The sequence below is a fragment of the Qipengyuania xiamenensis genome (assembly GCF_019711495.1).
GTDB classification, from domain to species: Bacteria; Pseudomonadota; Alphaproteobacteria; order Sphingomonadales; family Sphingomonadaceae; genus Qipengyuania; species Qipengyuania xiamenensis.
In genome coordinates, this window is the sequence record NZ_JAIGNM010000003.1 from 301,564 (window position 1) to 316,290 (window position 14,727).

Annotated in this window: 15 protein-coding genes; 8 read left to right on the forward strand and 7 right to left on the reverse strand. The window is 63.7% G+C overall.

Annotation, left to right across the window (positions count from 1 at the left end):
- Positions 1 to 80 precede the first annotated feature (80 nt).
- Positions 81 to 1,067 (forward strand): helix-turn-helix domain-containing protein, encoded by a 987-nt coding sequence (locus tag K3165_RS12955; protein WP_221549308.1) that lies wholly within the window; start codon positions 81 to 83, stop codon positions 1,065 to 1,067.
- A 110-nt stretch (positions 1,068 to 1,177) separates the two neighbouring features.
- Positions 1,178 to 2,164: a helix-turn-helix transcriptional regulator gene (locus tag K3165_RS12960; protein WP_221549309.1), complete on the forward strand. Its 987-nt coding sequence runs from the start codon at positions 1,178 to 1,180 to the stop codon at positions 2,162 to 2,164.
- Positions 2,165 to 2,176: 12 nt separating this feature from the next.
- Here K3165_RS12960 and K3165_RS12965 read toward each other — a convergent pair whose 3' ends face one another.
- From K3165_RS12965 to glpX, 3 genes are all read right to left on the reverse strand, one after another.
- A complete protein-coding gene (locus tag K3165_RS12965) occupies positions 2,177 to 3,112 on the reverse strand; it encodes a ribose-phosphate pyrophosphokinase (protein ID WP_221549310.1) in 936 nt (311 codons plus the stop codon).
- 107 nt (positions 3,113 to 3,219) lie between these two features.
- Positions 3,220 to 3,792 (reverse strand): hypothetical protein, encoded by a 573-nt coding sequence (locus tag K3165_RS12970; protein WP_221549311.1) that lies wholly within the window; start codon positions 3,790 to 3,792, stop codon positions 3,220 to 3,222.
- A 52-nt stretch (positions 3,793 to 3,844) separates the two neighbouring features.
- Positions 3,845 to 4,834: a class II fructose-bisphosphatase gene (glpX, locus tag K3165_RS12975; RefSeq protein ID WP_221549312.1), complete on the reverse strand. Its 990-nt coding sequence runs from the start codon at positions 4,832 to 4,834 to the stop codon at positions 3,845 to 3,847.
- 94 nt (positions 4,835 to 4,928) lie between these two features.
- Here glpX and K3165_RS12980 point away from each other — a divergent pair, with 94 nt between their 5' ends.
- Positions 4,929 to 5,552, forward strand: coding sequence for a hypothetical protein (locus K3165_RS12980; protein WP_221549313.1), 624 nt, complete (start codon positions 4,929 to 4,931; stop codon positions 5,550 to 5,552).
- Here the strand turns inward: K3165_RS12980 and K3165_RS12985 are convergent.
- The 3 genes from K3165_RS12985 to K3165_RS12995 form a co-directional block, all read right to left on the reverse strand.
- The gene (locus K3165_RS12985) at positions 5,512 to 6,819 is read right to left on the reverse strand and encodes a homoserine dehydrogenase (RefSeq protein WP_221549314.1); all 1,308 of its coding nucleotides are present in this window, start codon (positions 6,817 to 6,819) and stop codon (positions 5,512 to 5,514) included. The genes K3165_RS12980 and K3165_RS12985 overlap by 41 nt on opposite strands.
- On the reverse strand, positions 6,812 to 7,228 hold the full coding sequence (locus K3165_RS12990) for an acyl-CoA thioesterase (RefSeq protein ID WP_221549315.1): 417 nt from the start codon (positions 7,226 to 7,228) through the stop codon (positions 6,812 to 6,814). The genes K3165_RS12985 and K3165_RS12990 overlap by 8 nt, the downstream gene beginning before the upstream one ends.
- A 68-nt stretch (positions 7,229 to 7,296) precedes the next feature.
- On the reverse strand, positions 7,297 to 8,130 hold the full coding sequence (locus K3165_RS12995; RefSeq protein WP_221549316.1) for a hypothetical protein: 834 nt from the start codon (positions 8,128 to 8,130) through the stop codon (positions 7,297 to 7,299).
- Positions 8,131 to 8,490: 360 nt separating this feature from the next.
- Between K3165_RS12995 and K3165_RS13000 the strand changes: the two genes are divergently transcribed.
- The 5 genes from K3165_RS13000 (at position 8,491) to K3165_RS13020 (ending at position 11,688) form a co-directional block, all read left to right on the forward strand.
- Positions 8,491 to 9,159, forward strand: a complete 669-nt coding sequence (locus tag K3165_RS13000; RefSeq protein WP_221549317.1) for an energy transducer TonB — start codon at positions 8,491 to 8,493, stop codon at positions 9,157 to 9,159.
- A 49-nt stretch (positions 9,160 to 9,208) separates the two neighbouring features.
- Complete coding sequence (locus tag K3165_RS13005) at positions 9,209 to 10,015, forward strand: MotA/TolQ/ExbB proton channel family protein (RefSeq protein WP_221549318.1); 807 nt, start codon at positions 9,209 to 9,211, stop codon at positions 10,013 to 10,015.
- Positions 10,016 to 10,097: 82 nt separating this feature from the next.
- On the forward strand, positions 10,098 to 10,622 hold the full coding sequence (locus K3165_RS13010) for an ExbD/TolR family protein (RefSeq protein WP_221549319.1): 525 nt from the start codon (positions 10,098 to 10,100) through the stop codon (positions 10,620 to 10,622).
- A gap of 46 nt (positions 10,623 to 10,668) precedes the next feature.
- The gene (locus K3165_RS13015; protein ID WP_221430016.1) at positions 10,669 to 11,112 is read left to right on the forward strand and encodes an ExbD/TolR family protein; all 444 of its coding nucleotides are present in this window, start codon (positions 10,669 to 10,671) and stop codon (positions 11,110 to 11,112) included.
- 141 nt (positions 11,113 to 11,253) lie between these two features.
- The gene (locus K3165_RS13020; RefSeq protein ID WP_221549320.1) at positions 11,254 to 11,688 is read left to right on the forward strand and encodes an ExbD/TolR family protein; all 435 of its coding nucleotides are present in this window, start codon (positions 11,254 to 11,256) and stop codon (positions 11,686 to 11,688) included.
- Between the two features lie 558 nt (positions 11,689 to 12,246).
- Here the strand turns inward: K3165_RS13020 and K3165_RS13025 are convergent.
- Positions 12,247 to 14,706, reverse strand: a complete 2,460-nt coding sequence (locus tag K3165_RS13025) for a ligase-associated DNA damage response DEXH box helicase (RefSeq protein ID WP_221549321.1) — start codon at positions 14,704 to 14,706, stop codon at positions 12,247 to 12,249.
- Positions 14,707 to 14,727 lie beyond the last annotated feature (21 nt).

A 14,727-nucleotide genomic window follows, 5' to 3' on the forward strand; every position in this document is an offset into this window, starting at 1 on the left:
ATACTTAATTGCAGGTGCCTATTTCACGCCAAGGGTGTACAAAGCCGACAGGGGCAACAGGGAAAGGGCCAAATTGGCCATTGGCTGACGCGCGACCACCCGGCGAGGAAACGGATATCCTGGTATCCCACACGGGTCGCACTCGCGACGGGGACCCGCTCGCTTTCAATCATCTTCCGGCAAAAGAACTGCTGCCCTGGTTTACCTGGTTCAGCGTCAGCGATGCGGACGTTCCTGCAGGAGCGACCATCACCGACGGAATCCTCAACGACCATGCCGTCATCCGCATTATCTTCGGCGGGAGATGGTGGGCCGAAACGCGCGACGGCAAGCAGGTCTACAATCCCGGCGAAAAGGGCATGACCCTGTATTTCGGGCCGCAAACCACGCTCATGCCCATCGCCGTCGAAGAGCGCGTGAAGGTGCTCACCGTCCACCTCGGACCCGGAGCTGCGGCGAAGCTTGGCGGCCCGCTCCAGCACGAAATGCTCGACCGGATCATCGACCATGACAAGCTGGTAGGCCACGGCCGCCTCAGCTCGCGCTTCGAGATGGAAGGGACGCACCAGGAATGGCTGGATGCGATCCATATCGAGCTGAAGAAATTCATCGACAAGCGCGGCACGCAGGATCCGGACCCCATCACCCTCGCATTCGAGCGGCAGCTTCTGGTCAACCCGTCTTACCCGATGAAGGATTTCGCCGAAGAACAGGAATGCAGCACGCGCACGGTCGAGCGGATCGTCAAGCGCGACTATGGAATGTCGCCCAAGCAGGTCTGTCGCAGGGCCCGGGCGCTGGACATGGCCTCGGCCCTGCTCGGCGTTGCGATGGAAACGGAAGAAGCGGCCCTGCGCCTGCGCTATTTCGATCAGTCGCACCTGATCCGCGAGATCAAGGCATTCTTCGGCACCACGCCCCAGGGCCTCAAGGAGGGCAAGCATCCGCTGCTGCGCCTCAACCTGGAAATCCGCCAGTCCCGCCGCGTGCAGGAACTGGCGCTGTTACCCCCCGGAGCCATAGAGCCATGGCGCGATCCGGATGCGGAACCCTTTATGGACGAATAGTCGCGTAACCGGTTTGACAGGCCGCCCTCCTGTGCCGAAAAGGACGGCAACGGTTTTCATGCCCTTCGGGTCGCGCTGGAGGGAAAAGAGCGATCATCGACGACAAGCGCTTGAAGCGAAGCCCGCACACAGATGCGGGGGTGGCGGAAGGTCTCGTCTCCTCGACCGGTTCGACACCCGAAGGACTGCCGCTTTCCTACAGCCGCGCCCCTGCGCCGGATATCGCGCCCTGGGTTCAGTCGCTGGCCGCCGTCGATATCGAGACCGCTACCGACAGGCACGATTGCCGCTTCTTTTCGGCAAATCCCGCGATCCGCGTTTTCCTGAAAGGCAAATGGACGGTCGAAACCGCGGACGGCCCGTTCGAATTCGATACCGCCAGCGGCAGCCGGACCGTCTATTTCGGACCGCAGACCAAGGCGATGCCCGTCAGGGTGGACGGGCCGATGCAGTTCCTCCTCCTCCAGTTCCACCCGGGCGCGCCGCCGCTCGACCAGAGCCTCACGCACACCCAGATGCTCGACCGCATCGAGTGTTTCGACCAGGGCCTTCCCGAAGATATACGGCAGGCAGGCTACGGCCCATCGGAAGATCGCGAGGCGTGGCTCGATCATTTCGAAGGCCACACGCGCAGGGTGCTGTTCGACCGCGTGACCGATGAGCCGCCGGAGCTAGCGCTTGCCACCTACCGCCGCATCCTGACCGATCCCGCTACGGGGGTCGACCAAATGGCGAGGGACTTCGGGATCAGCCGCCGCACGCTGGAGCGGCAGGTCAAGGAAAGCTTCGGCATCAGTCCGAAGAAAGTCATCCGCAGGGCACGCGCACTCGATATGGCAGCAGCGCTCTTCGGCGTCGCCATGCCGCAGGAAGAGGCCGAATTCCGCCTGCGCTATTTCGACCAGTCGCACATGACCCGCGAGATCAACGAATACTTCGGCATGGCCCCCGGCGTCCTCTCGCGGCAGGACGCGATCCTGCTGCGCATCGATCTCGAAGTGCGCCAGATGCGCCGGCTCGAGGCCATGGGCGAGCTGGGCATCGAACACGTGCCATGGCGCGACCCCGATGCGGAGCCGACGTCGCGCGACGATTGAAGCCGGTAGGGCTTAGTCGAACAGCGAGCTGACCGAGCTTTCGTCGGCAATGCGGCGCACCGCTTCGCCGATCAGCGGCGCGATGGTGAGGATGCGGATCTTGTCCGAATCCTTGGCCGCGTCGGTGGGCTTGATGGAATCGGTGATGACCAGTTCCTTGAGCGCCGAACCGTCGACACGGGCAACCGCGCCGCCCGACAGCACGCCATGCGTGATGTAGGCGGTGACCGAGGCAGCACCTTCGTCGAGCAGCGACTGCGCGGCGTTGCACAGCGTGCCGCCCGAATCGATGATGTCGTCGATCATGATGCAGTGGCGGCCCTTCACGTCGCCGATGATGTTCATCACCTCGCTCTCGCCCGGGCGGTCACGACGCTTGTCGACAATGGCGAGCGGCGCGTTGTCGAGCCGCTTGGCGAGAGCGCGGGCGCGGACCACGCCGCCGACGTCGGGCGAGACGACCATCAGGTCCTTGTCGCCGTAACGCGCCTGAATATCGGCCGCCATGACCGGCGCGCCGAAGAGGTTGTCGGTCGGGATATCGAAGAAGCCCTGGATCTGGCCTGCGTGGAGATCGACGGCGAGCACGCGATCGGCGCCGGCTTCCGTAATCAGGTTCGCTACCAGCTTGGCAGAGATCGGCGTGCGCGGGCCGGGCTTCCGGTCCTGGCGGGCATAACCGAAATAGGGCACCACGGCGGTGATCCGCTTGGCAGACGCACGCTTGAGTGCATCGATGCAGATCAGCAGTTCCATGAGATTGTCGTTCGCCGGATAGCTGGTCGACTGGACGACGAAAACATCCTCGCCGCGCACGTTCTCGTGGATTTCGACGAAGATTTCCTCGTCCGCGAAGCGGCGCACCTGCGCATCGACGAGCGGCATTTCGAGATAACCTGCGATCGCGCGCGCGAGCGGCAGGTTCGAGTTGGCGGCCATGATTTTCATGTAAGCGAATCCCGTGTCGGCTGGCAGTCACCCCCGCCTAGCGACACGTCATGGGATTGCAACATTGCAGAGCGCGGTTTTTCGCCGGTTTCCGTTCCAAGGAGCGCTTATTCGTCCAGTGGCGGCAAGGGGCAATCCTCCAGCCGCCCAAGCTGTGGCTTGAGGTGCAACAGCTCGTCAGCCTCCCTGACGGTGCGCAGGCTGTTGCTTTCGAACGTGACGAGCCAGAACGTATGGTGGGTCTCCCAATGCGGATCGTCGATGGCGATCACATCGAGCATGTCATCGAGTTCCAGCCGCTTGGTCCGCCAGCGCACCCGTTCGATCGTCAGCACATACTGCCGGTCGGTCTCGGTCCCGCCCAATGTGTGGACCGAAGAGATCGACATGGGCTTGCGGTCGCGCTTGCCCTCCGAGGTGAGCATCGCGGTGTTGAACGCCTCGAGCTCGTCACGCTCTACCTCGCCCAATTCATCGGTGTAGATTGTCCGGTAGGGATCCGGGGGCGCAGCGAAAGGCTGCCCCTCGTTGAAATCGGCAACGAGACCGGACATTCCCATGCAGGCGAGGCTAGCATCATGCGGTCGCGGCGAGCCGATGCTGGTCGCCAGCGCCGCCGTCGCGAACGATCCGGCCAGCAAGAGTGAGGCGATTGCCCCTGCAGGAATGAAGCGGGTCATGTCGCTGCCTTACAGCGCAGGACCTTGCCGGGAAAGTAACGGCCCTTGGCGATCAGCCGACCTTATGCTCGCCCTTGATCCAGCGCACGGTGCCCGAGCTTGCACGCATCACGACGCTTTCGGTCGTCATGGTGCCGCCGCGGCGGTATTTCACGCCTTCGAGCAGGCTGCCGGAGGTGACGCCGGTCGCGGCGAAGATGCAGTCGCCCTTCACGAGGTCGTCACGCGTATAGATGCGGTCGAGATCGGTGATGCCCCACTTGGCGGCGCGGGCCTTCTCGTCGTCGTTGCGGAAGACGAGGCGGCCGTTGAACTGGCCGCCGACGCAGCGCAGCGCCGCTGCTGCCAGCACGCCTTCGGGTGCGCCGCCCTGCCCCATGTACATATCGATCGTCGTGTCCTCGTCCGTCACCGCGATCACGCCGGCAACGTCGCCGTCACCGATCAGCACCACGCCGCAGCCGATGCTGCGCAGTTCGGCGATCAGCTCGGCATGACGCGGACGGTCGAGCACGCAGACGATGATGTCAGACGGCTTCACGCCTTTGGCTTCTGCTACGGCCGTCACGTTTTCGGTGGGCGTCTTGGCAAGGTCGATAATGCCTGCGGGATAGCCGGGCCCTACCGCCAGCTTGTCCATGTAGACGTCGGGCGCATTGAGCAGGCAGCCTTCCGCGGCCGCTGCCAGTACGGCGAGCGAATTCGGACCGGCCTTCGCGGTGATGGTGGTGCCTTCGAGCGGGTCGAGCGCGATGTCGATCTTGGGGCCACGACCGGGTGCGCCGCCAACCTTCTCGCCGATGAAGAGCATGGGCGCTTCGTCGCGTTCGCCTTCGCCGATGACCACGGTGCCGTCCATATAAAGAGTGTCGAAGGCCTTGCGCATCGCTTCGACCGCAGCGGCGTCGGCTGCTTTCTCGTCACCGCGCCCGATCAGCTTCGATGCTGCCACGGCGGCAGCTTCGGTCACGCGGACCATTTCGAGGACGAGGACGCGGTCGAGCGGATTGTCTGCCGGATCGGTTTCGGGGCGCGAGTTCATTGGTGGTTCAGTCCTCGGAGCGTGAGTGGGCAATCGCAGGGCGAGCGATGCGTGAATTCGTATGCAAGGCGCCGATAGACGCAGGAGCATTGCATTGTCGAGACATCTGGCGACGGTTTTTACGCTCGCCGTTTCGCTCGGGCTTCCGGCCACGGGCCTTGCGCAGGACGAAGCCCCCGAAAGGCAGGGCGGCGAACCTCCCGAGACGATCGACATCCTTGCCCAGCCCGTCACCGACGAGCCCAAACTCGATCCCGACTGCGTCAAGCTGCAGGAAACCGCGATCCTGTTCGGGGAGATCGTCGTCTGCGCCGAGCGCACCGGCGACGAGAACCGGCTCTATGACAAGGAGGCTGCCGAACGGCGGCACGCCGAGCGCACTCAGGGCGCTAAGCCTGTCGATGTCGCAGGGCCGGGGATATTCCGCGGGAAGCCGACCGTGGGCGGAATGTGCTTCATCCCGCCATGTCCGAAAGACCCGGCCTATATGATCGACTTCGAAGAGCTTCCCGATACGCCCGCAGGCTCCGACGCCGACCGCATGGCGCGCGGTCTTGCGCCTCGCGGATACGACCGCAGGGTCGGTGGTGCGACCGTGATCGCCGAGGAACCGGGACTGCAGGCGAATGCCGAAGAGCTCGGCCTGCCTCCTCCGCTGGCGGAAGAAGGTGAAGAGGTCAATCCTTCAGGATCGGCATCACCAGAGGAGCCGCAGTAAGACTTTCCGACCCTTCGAGCAGGGCCAGCGCCTCGGTCACGCAACGTTCGGGCCCTTCATGGGTGACCATCGCCACCTGCACGTCGCCGCCTTCGGCTGCTCGACCGCGCTGGATGAGGCTCTCGATCGAAACGCCCGCATCGCGCATCGCTGCGGTGATCTCTGCAAGCACGCCCGGACGGTCGGCCACAGTGAAGCGCAGGTAATCGCGCCCGATGCGGTCGCCCGGATCGGCCGGCTCGCATTGCTGGAGCGAGGCCACCGGCACGGAGAAAGGCGCTCCAGACTGGCCGCGGGCAATCTCGATCAGGTCGGCGACGACGGCACTTGCAGTCGGCTTGTCTCCTGCCCCTGCCCCCTGAAAGAGGAGGCGTCCGGAAAAGTCGCCTTCGGCAACCACCGCATTGGTCGGCCCGGTCACGGCAGCAAGCGGATGGCGGAAGGGTACGAGGCACGGACGCACACGCTGCAACAGGCGGGGCGCATCGCCCTCCTCTTCCAGCGTCGCGATGCCGACGAGGCGCACGACATAGCCGAGCGCATCCGCCTGCGCGATGTCGCTGGCGCGCACCTGCGTGATACCCTCGGTTCGCACGGCTTCGAAATCGATCCGCGTGCCGAAACCGATGGCGGCGAGAATGGCGAGCTTGTGCGCGGCATCCACACCCTCGATGTCGAAGGCGGGATCGGCCTCGGCATAGCCCTTGTCCTGCGCAGCGGCGAGCATCTCGTCGAAGTCGGCACCGGTCTGCTCCATCTCGGACAATACGTAATTGCAGGTGCCGTTGAGGATGCCGTAGATCCGGTTGAGCGCGTTGGCGGCGGTGCCCTCGCGAAGGCCCTTCACCACCGGGATACCGCCCGCCACCGCCGCCTCGAAGGCGAAGGGTGCGCTCTTGATCGCAGCGAGTTCGGCCAGCTCCAATCCGTGATGTGCGACCATCGCCTTGTTGGCGGTGACGAAGCCCTTGCCCGCGTCGAGCGCGGCGCGTGCGAGCGTGAGTGCCGGGCCATCTGACCCGCCGACCAGCTCGACGACGATGTCGACGTCGGCGCGCTTGGCCATGGCCTGCATGTCGTCGACCCAGGCATAGCCGGACAGGTCGACGCCGCGGTCCTTCGCCCGGTCGCGGGCGCTCACCGCGACGATCTCGATCGGGCGACCGGCGCGCGCGGCGATCATCGCCTGGTTGGTCTCTATCAGGCGGATAACGCCGGTGCCCACGGTACCGAGGCCGGCCAGTGCGATCCTGAGCGGCTCAGCCATCGACCTTCTCCCGCGCAGGAAAACCCATGGCGAGGCGGACCGCGTCGGGCACGGGCGTAGGCCGTCCTTCGGGCAGGTCCACATGGACGGTCAGCAGCCGCATCTCCGCCCTCAGCGATCCGTCCTCGGCGCCGTGCAGCGTGATCAGCGTCTTCATGCTCGAAGTGCCGATCGACTCGATCGTCAGCCGGCCCTCGATCAGTTCGTCGAGCCGGATCGGGGCGAGGTAATCGACTTCTGCCCGGCGCACGTGGAACTCCACCTCGTCGGGCATGCCGTTCTTGCGGGCTTCGCGGAAATGTTCGCTGACGAGTACGTCGGCATATTCGAGATAGCGCGAATTGAAGACGACGCTCTGCGGGTCGACTTCGGCATAGCGCACGCGGAAAGTGTGTCGGAAAGGCTCCATGCCTTGCCGCCTAGCGCATGGCGCCCGCGGGAGTGAACCAGTTTGTCTTTGGGCGGGCTAAGCGCGGGTTAGCGCTCGAGCGTGCGGGTGCAGGGTCCGAGCTGCTCGATCACGAACTGATAGTCGCGCGCTGCCAGCGCCCGTGCCTGCGAATCGCGCGAAAGGTTCGCCTCTGTGGGCAGCTCTGCGGGAAGCGTGCAGGCAAGACGATACCACTGCAGTGTACCTGCGCGCGGGGCGCGGGCCGACTGGTCGACGATCTCGGTCCAGGAAACGCCCCAGCGCGGCGGCTGGTTCGGGCGGCGGACCACGGTGATCGAGACCGGGCCGTCGTTCTCCGTATCGAGGAAGAGCTGGGTTTCCGATTCGCCCACCAGCGTTCCTTCGACTGCCAGCGCATCGGCGACCCTCGTGACGCGCGGCGGCGCATCGGGTGCGAGGAGCGAGGTGAGTACCGGGCGAAGCGCGGCCTCGAATTCGGGCGTATAGGGACGCTGGGCGCCGTCACCGACAAGCTGGATTTCGCCCGGGCGGCCAGCGACGGGACGCGCGAAGAGAATCATCTCGCGCTTCTTCAGCTTGGGCGCCTTGCCCTTCGAGGTGAGCGGTACATCGACGAGATAGCGCAGGTTTTCGCCAACCGGGACATTGCCCGAGATCAGCGCGAGCGTGCGTGCCTCGACATAAAGACGGACATGGCCGGGGGCGACTCCGGGGGCACGCTCGGGCTCGAGCGCCACCTGGTCGCGAATCTGTACGTGCGCCACGATCTCGGCATCTTCGGCGAGGCCGACGGTATCTGCGTAAGTCAGCGAGGGTACGGGCGCAGCGCTGTCCTGCGCGGCCAAGGGCACGGTCATGGCGAGGAGGGCACTGCCGGCAATGATGGAAAGGCGGGACATGGTCGGCATTAAACCTCTTTAGAATCGAATATTTGCGTTGCTGCGGATCAATCCGGGACGCTTACCGGTGGTTCCTGCATAGCGCGCCGTGAATCGCCAGTTAACCGATAAAGCGTTTGCCCCTGCCCTGCATCGCAGCTAAGGCGTGCACCAGAACCGGGTTAATGATACAATATTGCCTGAACTTGTCTCTCGAAGACTTTTTCAGGAACCACCCGGGTCGATCGCCGTCGTTCCTGTATGGGTCGCGAAGGTGAGAATGGAATGCGGCGCCGGGGAAACTTGCCAAGGTTTCCAACCCCTGCGGCGTCAGAATAGCCCGATTCGCGTCGGGCAGACACGATGGAGTGATGCAACCGAATGGCTTATGCTGATCAAGAGATGAGTGGCAATCGCGTCGTCGCGATCATCATCGTTGCCCTCATCCACATTGCCCTCGGTTACCTGCTGATTACCGGTCTGGCCGTCGATGCGGTCAAGAACGTGGTTGAGCGCGTAACTACGATCGATGTGGAAGAACCCCCGCCGCCGGAGCCGGAAGACGAACCGCCGCCGCCGCCGGAAGATATCCCCGAGACCGCGCCTCCGCCGCCGGTCGCGCCGCCGCCGCCGATTAACATCGCGCCTGCGCCGCCGCCGATCCGTACGCAGACGAATATTCCTCCGCCTGCGCCGCCGGCCCTCAGGATTCCGCCGCCCGCCCCTCCGGCACCGCCGCCGCCGCCGTCACTGGCCCGTGCTGCATCGCCGGACAACTTCCAGCGTTGGGGTGCGCGCATTCAGAACGACTATCCGTCCAGCGCGCTTCGCCGCGAAGAACAGGGTACCGTTTCGATGCGGATCACGATCGGTGCAAATGGCCGCGTAGAGGCCTGCGCCGTCACGGGAAGCTCGGGTTCGAGTGCTCTCGACCAGGCAGCATGTCGCGGTATGCAGCGTTACGCACGCTACAACCCCGCGCTCAATGATGCCGGCAACCCGGTTTCTTCGACCACCAATCAATCGATCCGCTACGTCCTGCCCGAATAGGGACACTCGGCAGAGACGATAGAGAAATTTTTCAAGAGGATTACTCGCTATGATTATCGAAATGCTCACTGCGGCTGCTGGCGAAGCGCCCAAGAACTCGTTCGGCTTCTGGGAAGCCATGGAAGAAGGCGGCCCCGTCGCCTGGTCGATCCTCGCCGTCATGGTCATCATGTCGGTCGGCTCGTTCTACATCCTGTTCACCAAGTTCTTCGAACAGCAGAAGGTGATGAACCAGTACAAGGGCGTACGCACCAACTTCTGGCGTGCAAACAGCCTGAAGGAAGGCGCTACCAAGCTGGAAAAGAACAGCGCATGGCGTCAGCTCGTCGACGATGCAGTGGCTGCTGAAGAAAAGCACGCCAAGCTCAACGACAGCCTCGAAGCCCATGACTGGCTGCATGGTTCGTTGGCTCGTTCGGAGCACTCGATCCAGGCCAAGCTCAACGGCGGCCTCCCGTTCCTCGCAACCGTGGGTGCAACCGCACCGTTCGTCGGCCTGCTCGGTACGGTTATCGGTATCTACCGCGCACTGATCAACATCGGCGTCGCCGGTTCGGCTTCGATCGACAAGGTCGCAGGCCCGGTTGGTGAAGCACTGATCATGACCGCCATCGGTCTGCTCGTCGCCGTTCCGGCCGTGTTCGCCTACAACTGGCTGCAGAGCCGCAACCGTCGCATCACCGACATGATGAGCGGTTTCTCGACGGACCTGCTTGCCAACATCAACTCGAACGGTGCCATCAAGCCGATGACCGCCGCTTCGACCAAGACTGCCGCCAAGGCAGCTGCTGGCGGCCGTACGGTCCCGGGTGCAACTCCCGCAGCCGGCACCACCACGACCGCGCCGAAGCGCTAAGAGATTTGCGCGGGCAGCCTTCGCGTTGCCCGCGCCATCTCATTCGTTTCGCGTGATCACAGGTAAGAATAGGATTTAAGCTATGGCGATTTCGACAGGAGGTGGCGCAGAGACGCCCATGTCGGACATCAACACCACTCCGCTCGTGGACGTGATGCTGGTGCTTCTGATCATCTTCCTCATCGCTGTCCCGGTCGCGATCCAGACGATCGAGAAGCTGGAGATCCCGGTTTTGGTGTCGCAGGAATCGAAGGACAAGGTCGAGAACCTCCTTCTGACCGTCAGCACCACCGACGAGGCAGGCCTTAGTGCAGGTGACACCGGCTTCCAGGGTGCCTCGCGTACCGGCGATTGCCGCGTCTACTTCAACAACATCACCCCGGTCACTTCGGAAGAGCTGTACGACCAGGCGTTCGAACGCCTCGACAATATCGTCCAGCGCGCTGGTGGTCCGGAAGCAATCATGCAGGATCCGGAAAAGATCCCGCAGGTCCACATCCGTGGCGACGTGAATGCACCGTGGTCGTGCGTTGCAGGGGCGATCTACAACGTCCAGGCAGCCGGTTACCCGACCGTCGGCTTCATCTCGAACCCGGTCGAGCCCTAAGGTCGACAGACCTTTCGGCACGGACATATTTTAGGAGTACACCACCATGGCAATGGCAGGCGGCAAGGACGATGGCGCCCCGATGATGGAAATGAACATGACGCCGTTGATCGACGTCCTGCTCGTTCTCCTCATCATGTTCATCATCACCATCCCGGTAGCGACCCACTCGGTCGATATCGATCTTCCGCAACCCAACCCCAACCCGCCGCCGGTCGAGGTTGAGCCCGACAAGAACAAGCTCGTCCTGACGCAGGACGACCGCATGCTCTGGAACGGCGAAGAGATCGGCGAAGGTGACCTCGTGAACCTTCTCCAGCAGTCGCTCTCGATCAATCCCGAGCCCGAACTGCAGTTCGAGCCCGAGGCACTGGCAAGCTATGAACTGTCGGCCCGCGTGCTGCAGATCATCAAGGCCAGCGGCGTGACCAAATTCGGTTTCGTGGGCAACGAGCGCTATCGCACCTTCGGTAGCGCCGGCATGCAGTAAGCACTGCAACCACTTGAAATTGCGAAAGGGGGCGGAGCGATCCGCCCCCTTTTTTCATGTGCGGCAGCCGCACTGCACCAGCCTACTTGCCACCCTCCTCCTTTTGTGATGTTATGTTATGACATAATGAGGAGAGAGATCATGGCATTTACTGCTCGCCGCGTACCGCTGCAGAACCAACCCATGAGCGAGATGAACGTCACGCCTTTCATCGATGTGCTCCTCGTGCTCCTGATCATGTTCATCATGGTCATCCCCATCGCCACCCATGCCTTGCTGATCCCCCTGCCGAACGGGGAAGGACCGGAGGAAATCCTTCCCGAGAATGTCGTGCACATCGACAGCGCCGACCGGCTCTTCTGGAATGGCGCCGAGCTCAGCCGGCAGGAAATGCTCAACCAGCTCGCCTCGACCGCTGCGCTCGACAAGCAGCCGGTGGTCAAGTTCGAACCCGATGCGCTAGCAAGTTACCAGGCTTCCGCCCGCACGATCGCCCTGATCAAGGATTCGGGCGTCAAGAACTTCGCCTTCGTCGGCAATCACAAATACCGGCAGTTCGGTCGCACGGGAGAGTGAGGCAGATGAGGAGGCGCAGGAAGACGCACGCAAAATTCGACCATGGTGAGCCCATCAGACGGCCTAACCTAGCGCCAATTGCCGGCGTACTCCTGATCCCTGCCGTGCTGGCAATGGCGAGCTATCGGACGCCCACACACGCTCTGATGATCGATTTGCCAGCGCCCTTTCCCGAAATGTCGCCAGTCTACGAAGGGGGAGTGCAGCGCATATCCGTGTCGTCGTCAGGCGAACCGATAGTGAATGGCATGGTGGCAGATCCAGTCCAGTTCGCCAGACATCTGGAATGGATAGCGGGTCAATCCGTCACGGATCAGGTCGTGTTCGAGCCAGCCGCCGACGCCCCTTATGGTCCGTCACTGCAAGTACTCGCGGCGCTGGCAGAACGGGGGTTGACGAGGTTTCCCTACTTCTGTTTCGGCGGGATCGAACGGGATTATAGGTTCGGCAAAGGCGATAGTGCCCCGCGAAACGAATTGCCTCGCCCACCGGAGCCAATCAGTTCCGCGCTTGCGTATAGCTGCAGCGAGAGATTTCTGCCTGAATCCTGACCGGACCCTATTCCGGCTGTTCGTCCACGCGCATGGCTGCACCCGCGAGGCTTTCCGCCTCGAGCAGCAATTCGTCATCGACCGAACCCTGCGGGGTCGCCTCGCGGCCGATCATCACCATGACCGGCACGGCGAGCGGACTGACCCGATCGAGTTCGACATGGACCAGTTGCTCCGCCGATCGGTCGAGAAGGTCGGCCAGCCTGCCGACATCGGTCATCCGCTCTCGCGCATCAGCCCATGCGGCCTCGAGCAGCACATGGTCCGGCTCGTACTTGCGCAGCACGTCGTAGATCAGGTCGGTCGAGAAGGTGACCTGCTTGCCGGTCTTCCGCTTTCCGGGATGCTGGCGTTCGACCAGCCCGCCGATCACCGCCACTTCGCGAAAGGCGCGCCGCAGCAGGTGTGAGTTCTGCACCCACTCGATAAACTCGTCCTGCAATATGTCGGGCGACAGGAGAGGCGCAGGATCGGTCACGGGTTTCAGCCCCCAGACCGCCAGCGAATAGTCGTTGGCGACGAAGCCGCCCGGCAGGAGGCCGCGATCCTCCATCCGGCGCGTGATCAGCATGCCGAGGCTCTGGTTCGCGTTCCAGCCTTCGAACGTATAGTAGACCGAGTAATGTCGCTTCGCATGCGGGAAGCTCTCGACCAGCAGCTGGCCCGGACCGGGCATCTGCGAACGCCAGTCCTGCACCTCAAGCCATTCGCGCACATCGTCGGGGAAGCGCGCCCAGCCCGCGCGGTCGACCAGCATGGTGCGCACCCGTTCGGCAAGATGGGTGGTGAGCGGCATGCGTGCACCGCCATAGCTGGGGATCATGGCGTTGGAAGTCGCGGCCTTCACCAGCACCTCCATATCCTGCAGCTTCACGACCTCGAGGCTCATGCCGGCAAAGGCGAAAGTGTCGCCCGGGCTTAGCTGGGCTGCAAACCGCTCCTCGATCTTGCCGAGGCTGCGCCCGCCCCGCCCGCGGCCCGAATTGATCCGGACCTCCAGCATTTCGCTGTCGATGATGATGCCCGCATTGAGCCGGTGCCGCGCGGCCTGTTCGGGATGGGTCAGTCGCCAGATGCCATCCTTGTCGCGCATGATGCGCTTGAACTTGTCATAGGCCTTGAGCGAATAGCCGCCGGTGGCGACGAAGGTGAGGACGCGCTCCCACACCGCTTCGTCGACCCATGCATAGGCAAGGCTCGAGCGGACCTCGCGCAGCAGCGCCTGTTCCTCGAAGGGCGCGGCACAGGCGCAGGCCATGACATGCTGTGCGAGCACATCGAGCCCGCCGGGGCGGAACTCCTCGCCGTCGCGCTTGCCCTCGTCGACGGCTTCCTTCGCAGCTGTCGCCTCAAGGAATTCAAACCGGTTGCCCGGAACCAGCAGCGCGCGACTGGGCTGGTCGAGCCGGTGATTGGCGCGGCCGATCCTCTGGAGCAGGCGCGAGGAACCCTTGGGCGCACCCATCTGCACGACGAGGTCGATGTCGCCCCAGTCGACACCGAGATCGAGGCTCGCCGTCGCCACCAGCGCGCGCAGTTCGCCGCGCGCCATCGCGCCCTCCACCTTGCGCCGCGCCTCTTTCGAAAGCGACCCGTGGTGGATGCCGATGGGCAGGTTGTCCTCGTTCACATCCCACAGGTGCTGGAAGATGTATTCGGCAAGGAAGCGCGTGTTGGTGAAAACCAGCGTCGTGTTGTTGCGCCGGATCTCCTCATAGAGCTGCGGGATCGCCCAAGTCGCGGCATGCCCGCCCCACGGTACCCGCTCTTCGTCGGGCAGGAGGATTTCCACCTCGGCAGGTGCGCCCTCTTCGCCCTGCACCAGAGCAACCTCGTCGATCTCTCCCCACGGCGCGAGCCATTCGCGAAACGCCTCGGGACGAGCGACGGTCGCCGACAGGGCGGTCCGCTGCAGATCGGGCGCGATCGCCTGCAGCCGCGAGAGCGCCAGCGCCAACAGGTCCCCTCGCTTACCCGTGGCGAAGGCATGGACCTCGTCGATGACGATGCGCTTGAGGCCTGCGAACATTTCGAAGCTGTCGGGATAGGACAGCAGCAGCGAAAGGCTTTCGGGCGTAGTCAGCAGGACATTGGGCGGTCGCGTGCGCTGGCGCCTCTTGCGATCCGACGGCGTATCGCCGCTGCGCGTTTCGACCGTGATCGGAAGCCCCATTTCCTCGATCGGGGCGAGGAGGTTGCGCTGCACGTCATGGGCCAGCGCCTTGAGCGGAGACACATAGAGCGTGTGAAGCCCCTCGGGCATGGTCTCGCCCGCGCGCGAAGGACAGAATGCAGCGAGCGTGGGCAGGAACCCGCCCAGCGTCTTGCCCGCGCCGGTATCGGCCACCAGCAGCGCGTGGCGCCCGGCGTCCGACTGCTCGAGCATTTCAGCCTGGTGGCGGCGCACGCGCCAGCCGCGACCGGAAAACCAGTCGGTGATTTCGGGCGGGATCGAGACTGTGCTCACGGAAGGAAAGCGCTGCTGGCG

Coding starts and splice junctions, on each gene's coding strand:
- K3165_RS12965 (WP_221549310.1), bottom strand. CDS start 3,112: ATGAAAATCATGGCCGCCAACTCGAACCTGCCGCTCGCGCGCGCGATC.
- K3165_RS12970 (WP_221549311.1), bottom strand. CDS start 3,792: ATGACCCGCTTCATTCCTGCAGGGGCAATCGCCTCACTCTTGCTGGCC.
- glpX (WP_221549312.1), bottom strand. CDS start 4,834: ATGAACTCGCGCCCCGAAACCGATCCGGCAGACAATCCGCTCGACCGC.
- K3165_RS12985 (WP_221549314.1), bottom strand. CDS start 6,819: ATGGCTGAGCCGCTCAGGATCGCACTGGCCGGCCTCGGTACCGTGGGC.
- K3165_RS12990 (WP_221549315.1), bottom strand. CDS start 7,228: ATGGAGCCTTTCCGACACACTTTCCGCGTGCGCTATGCCGAAGTCGAC.
- K3165_RS12995 (WP_221549316.1), bottom strand. CDS start 8,130: ATGTCCCGCCTTTCCATCATTGCCGGCAGTGCCCTCCTCGCCATGACC.
- K3165_RS13000 (WP_221549317.1), top strand. CDS start 8,491: ATGGCTTATGCTGATCAAGAGATGAGTGGCAATCGCGTCGTCGCGATC.
- K3165_RS13005 (WP_221549318.1), top strand. CDS start 9,209: ATGATTATCGAAATGCTCACTGCGGCTGCTGGCGAAGCGCCCAAGAAC.
- K3165_RS13010 (WP_221549319.1), top strand. CDS start 10,098: ATGGCGATTTCGACAGGAGGTGGCGCAGAGACGCCCATGTCGGACATC.
- K3165_RS13015 (WP_221430016.1), top strand. CDS start 10,669: ATGGCAATGGCAGGCGGCAAGGACGATGGCGCCCCGATGATGGAAATG.
- K3165_RS13020 (WP_221549320.1), top strand. CDS start 11,254: ATGGCATTTACTGCTCGCCGCGTACCGCTGCAGAACCAACCCATGAGC.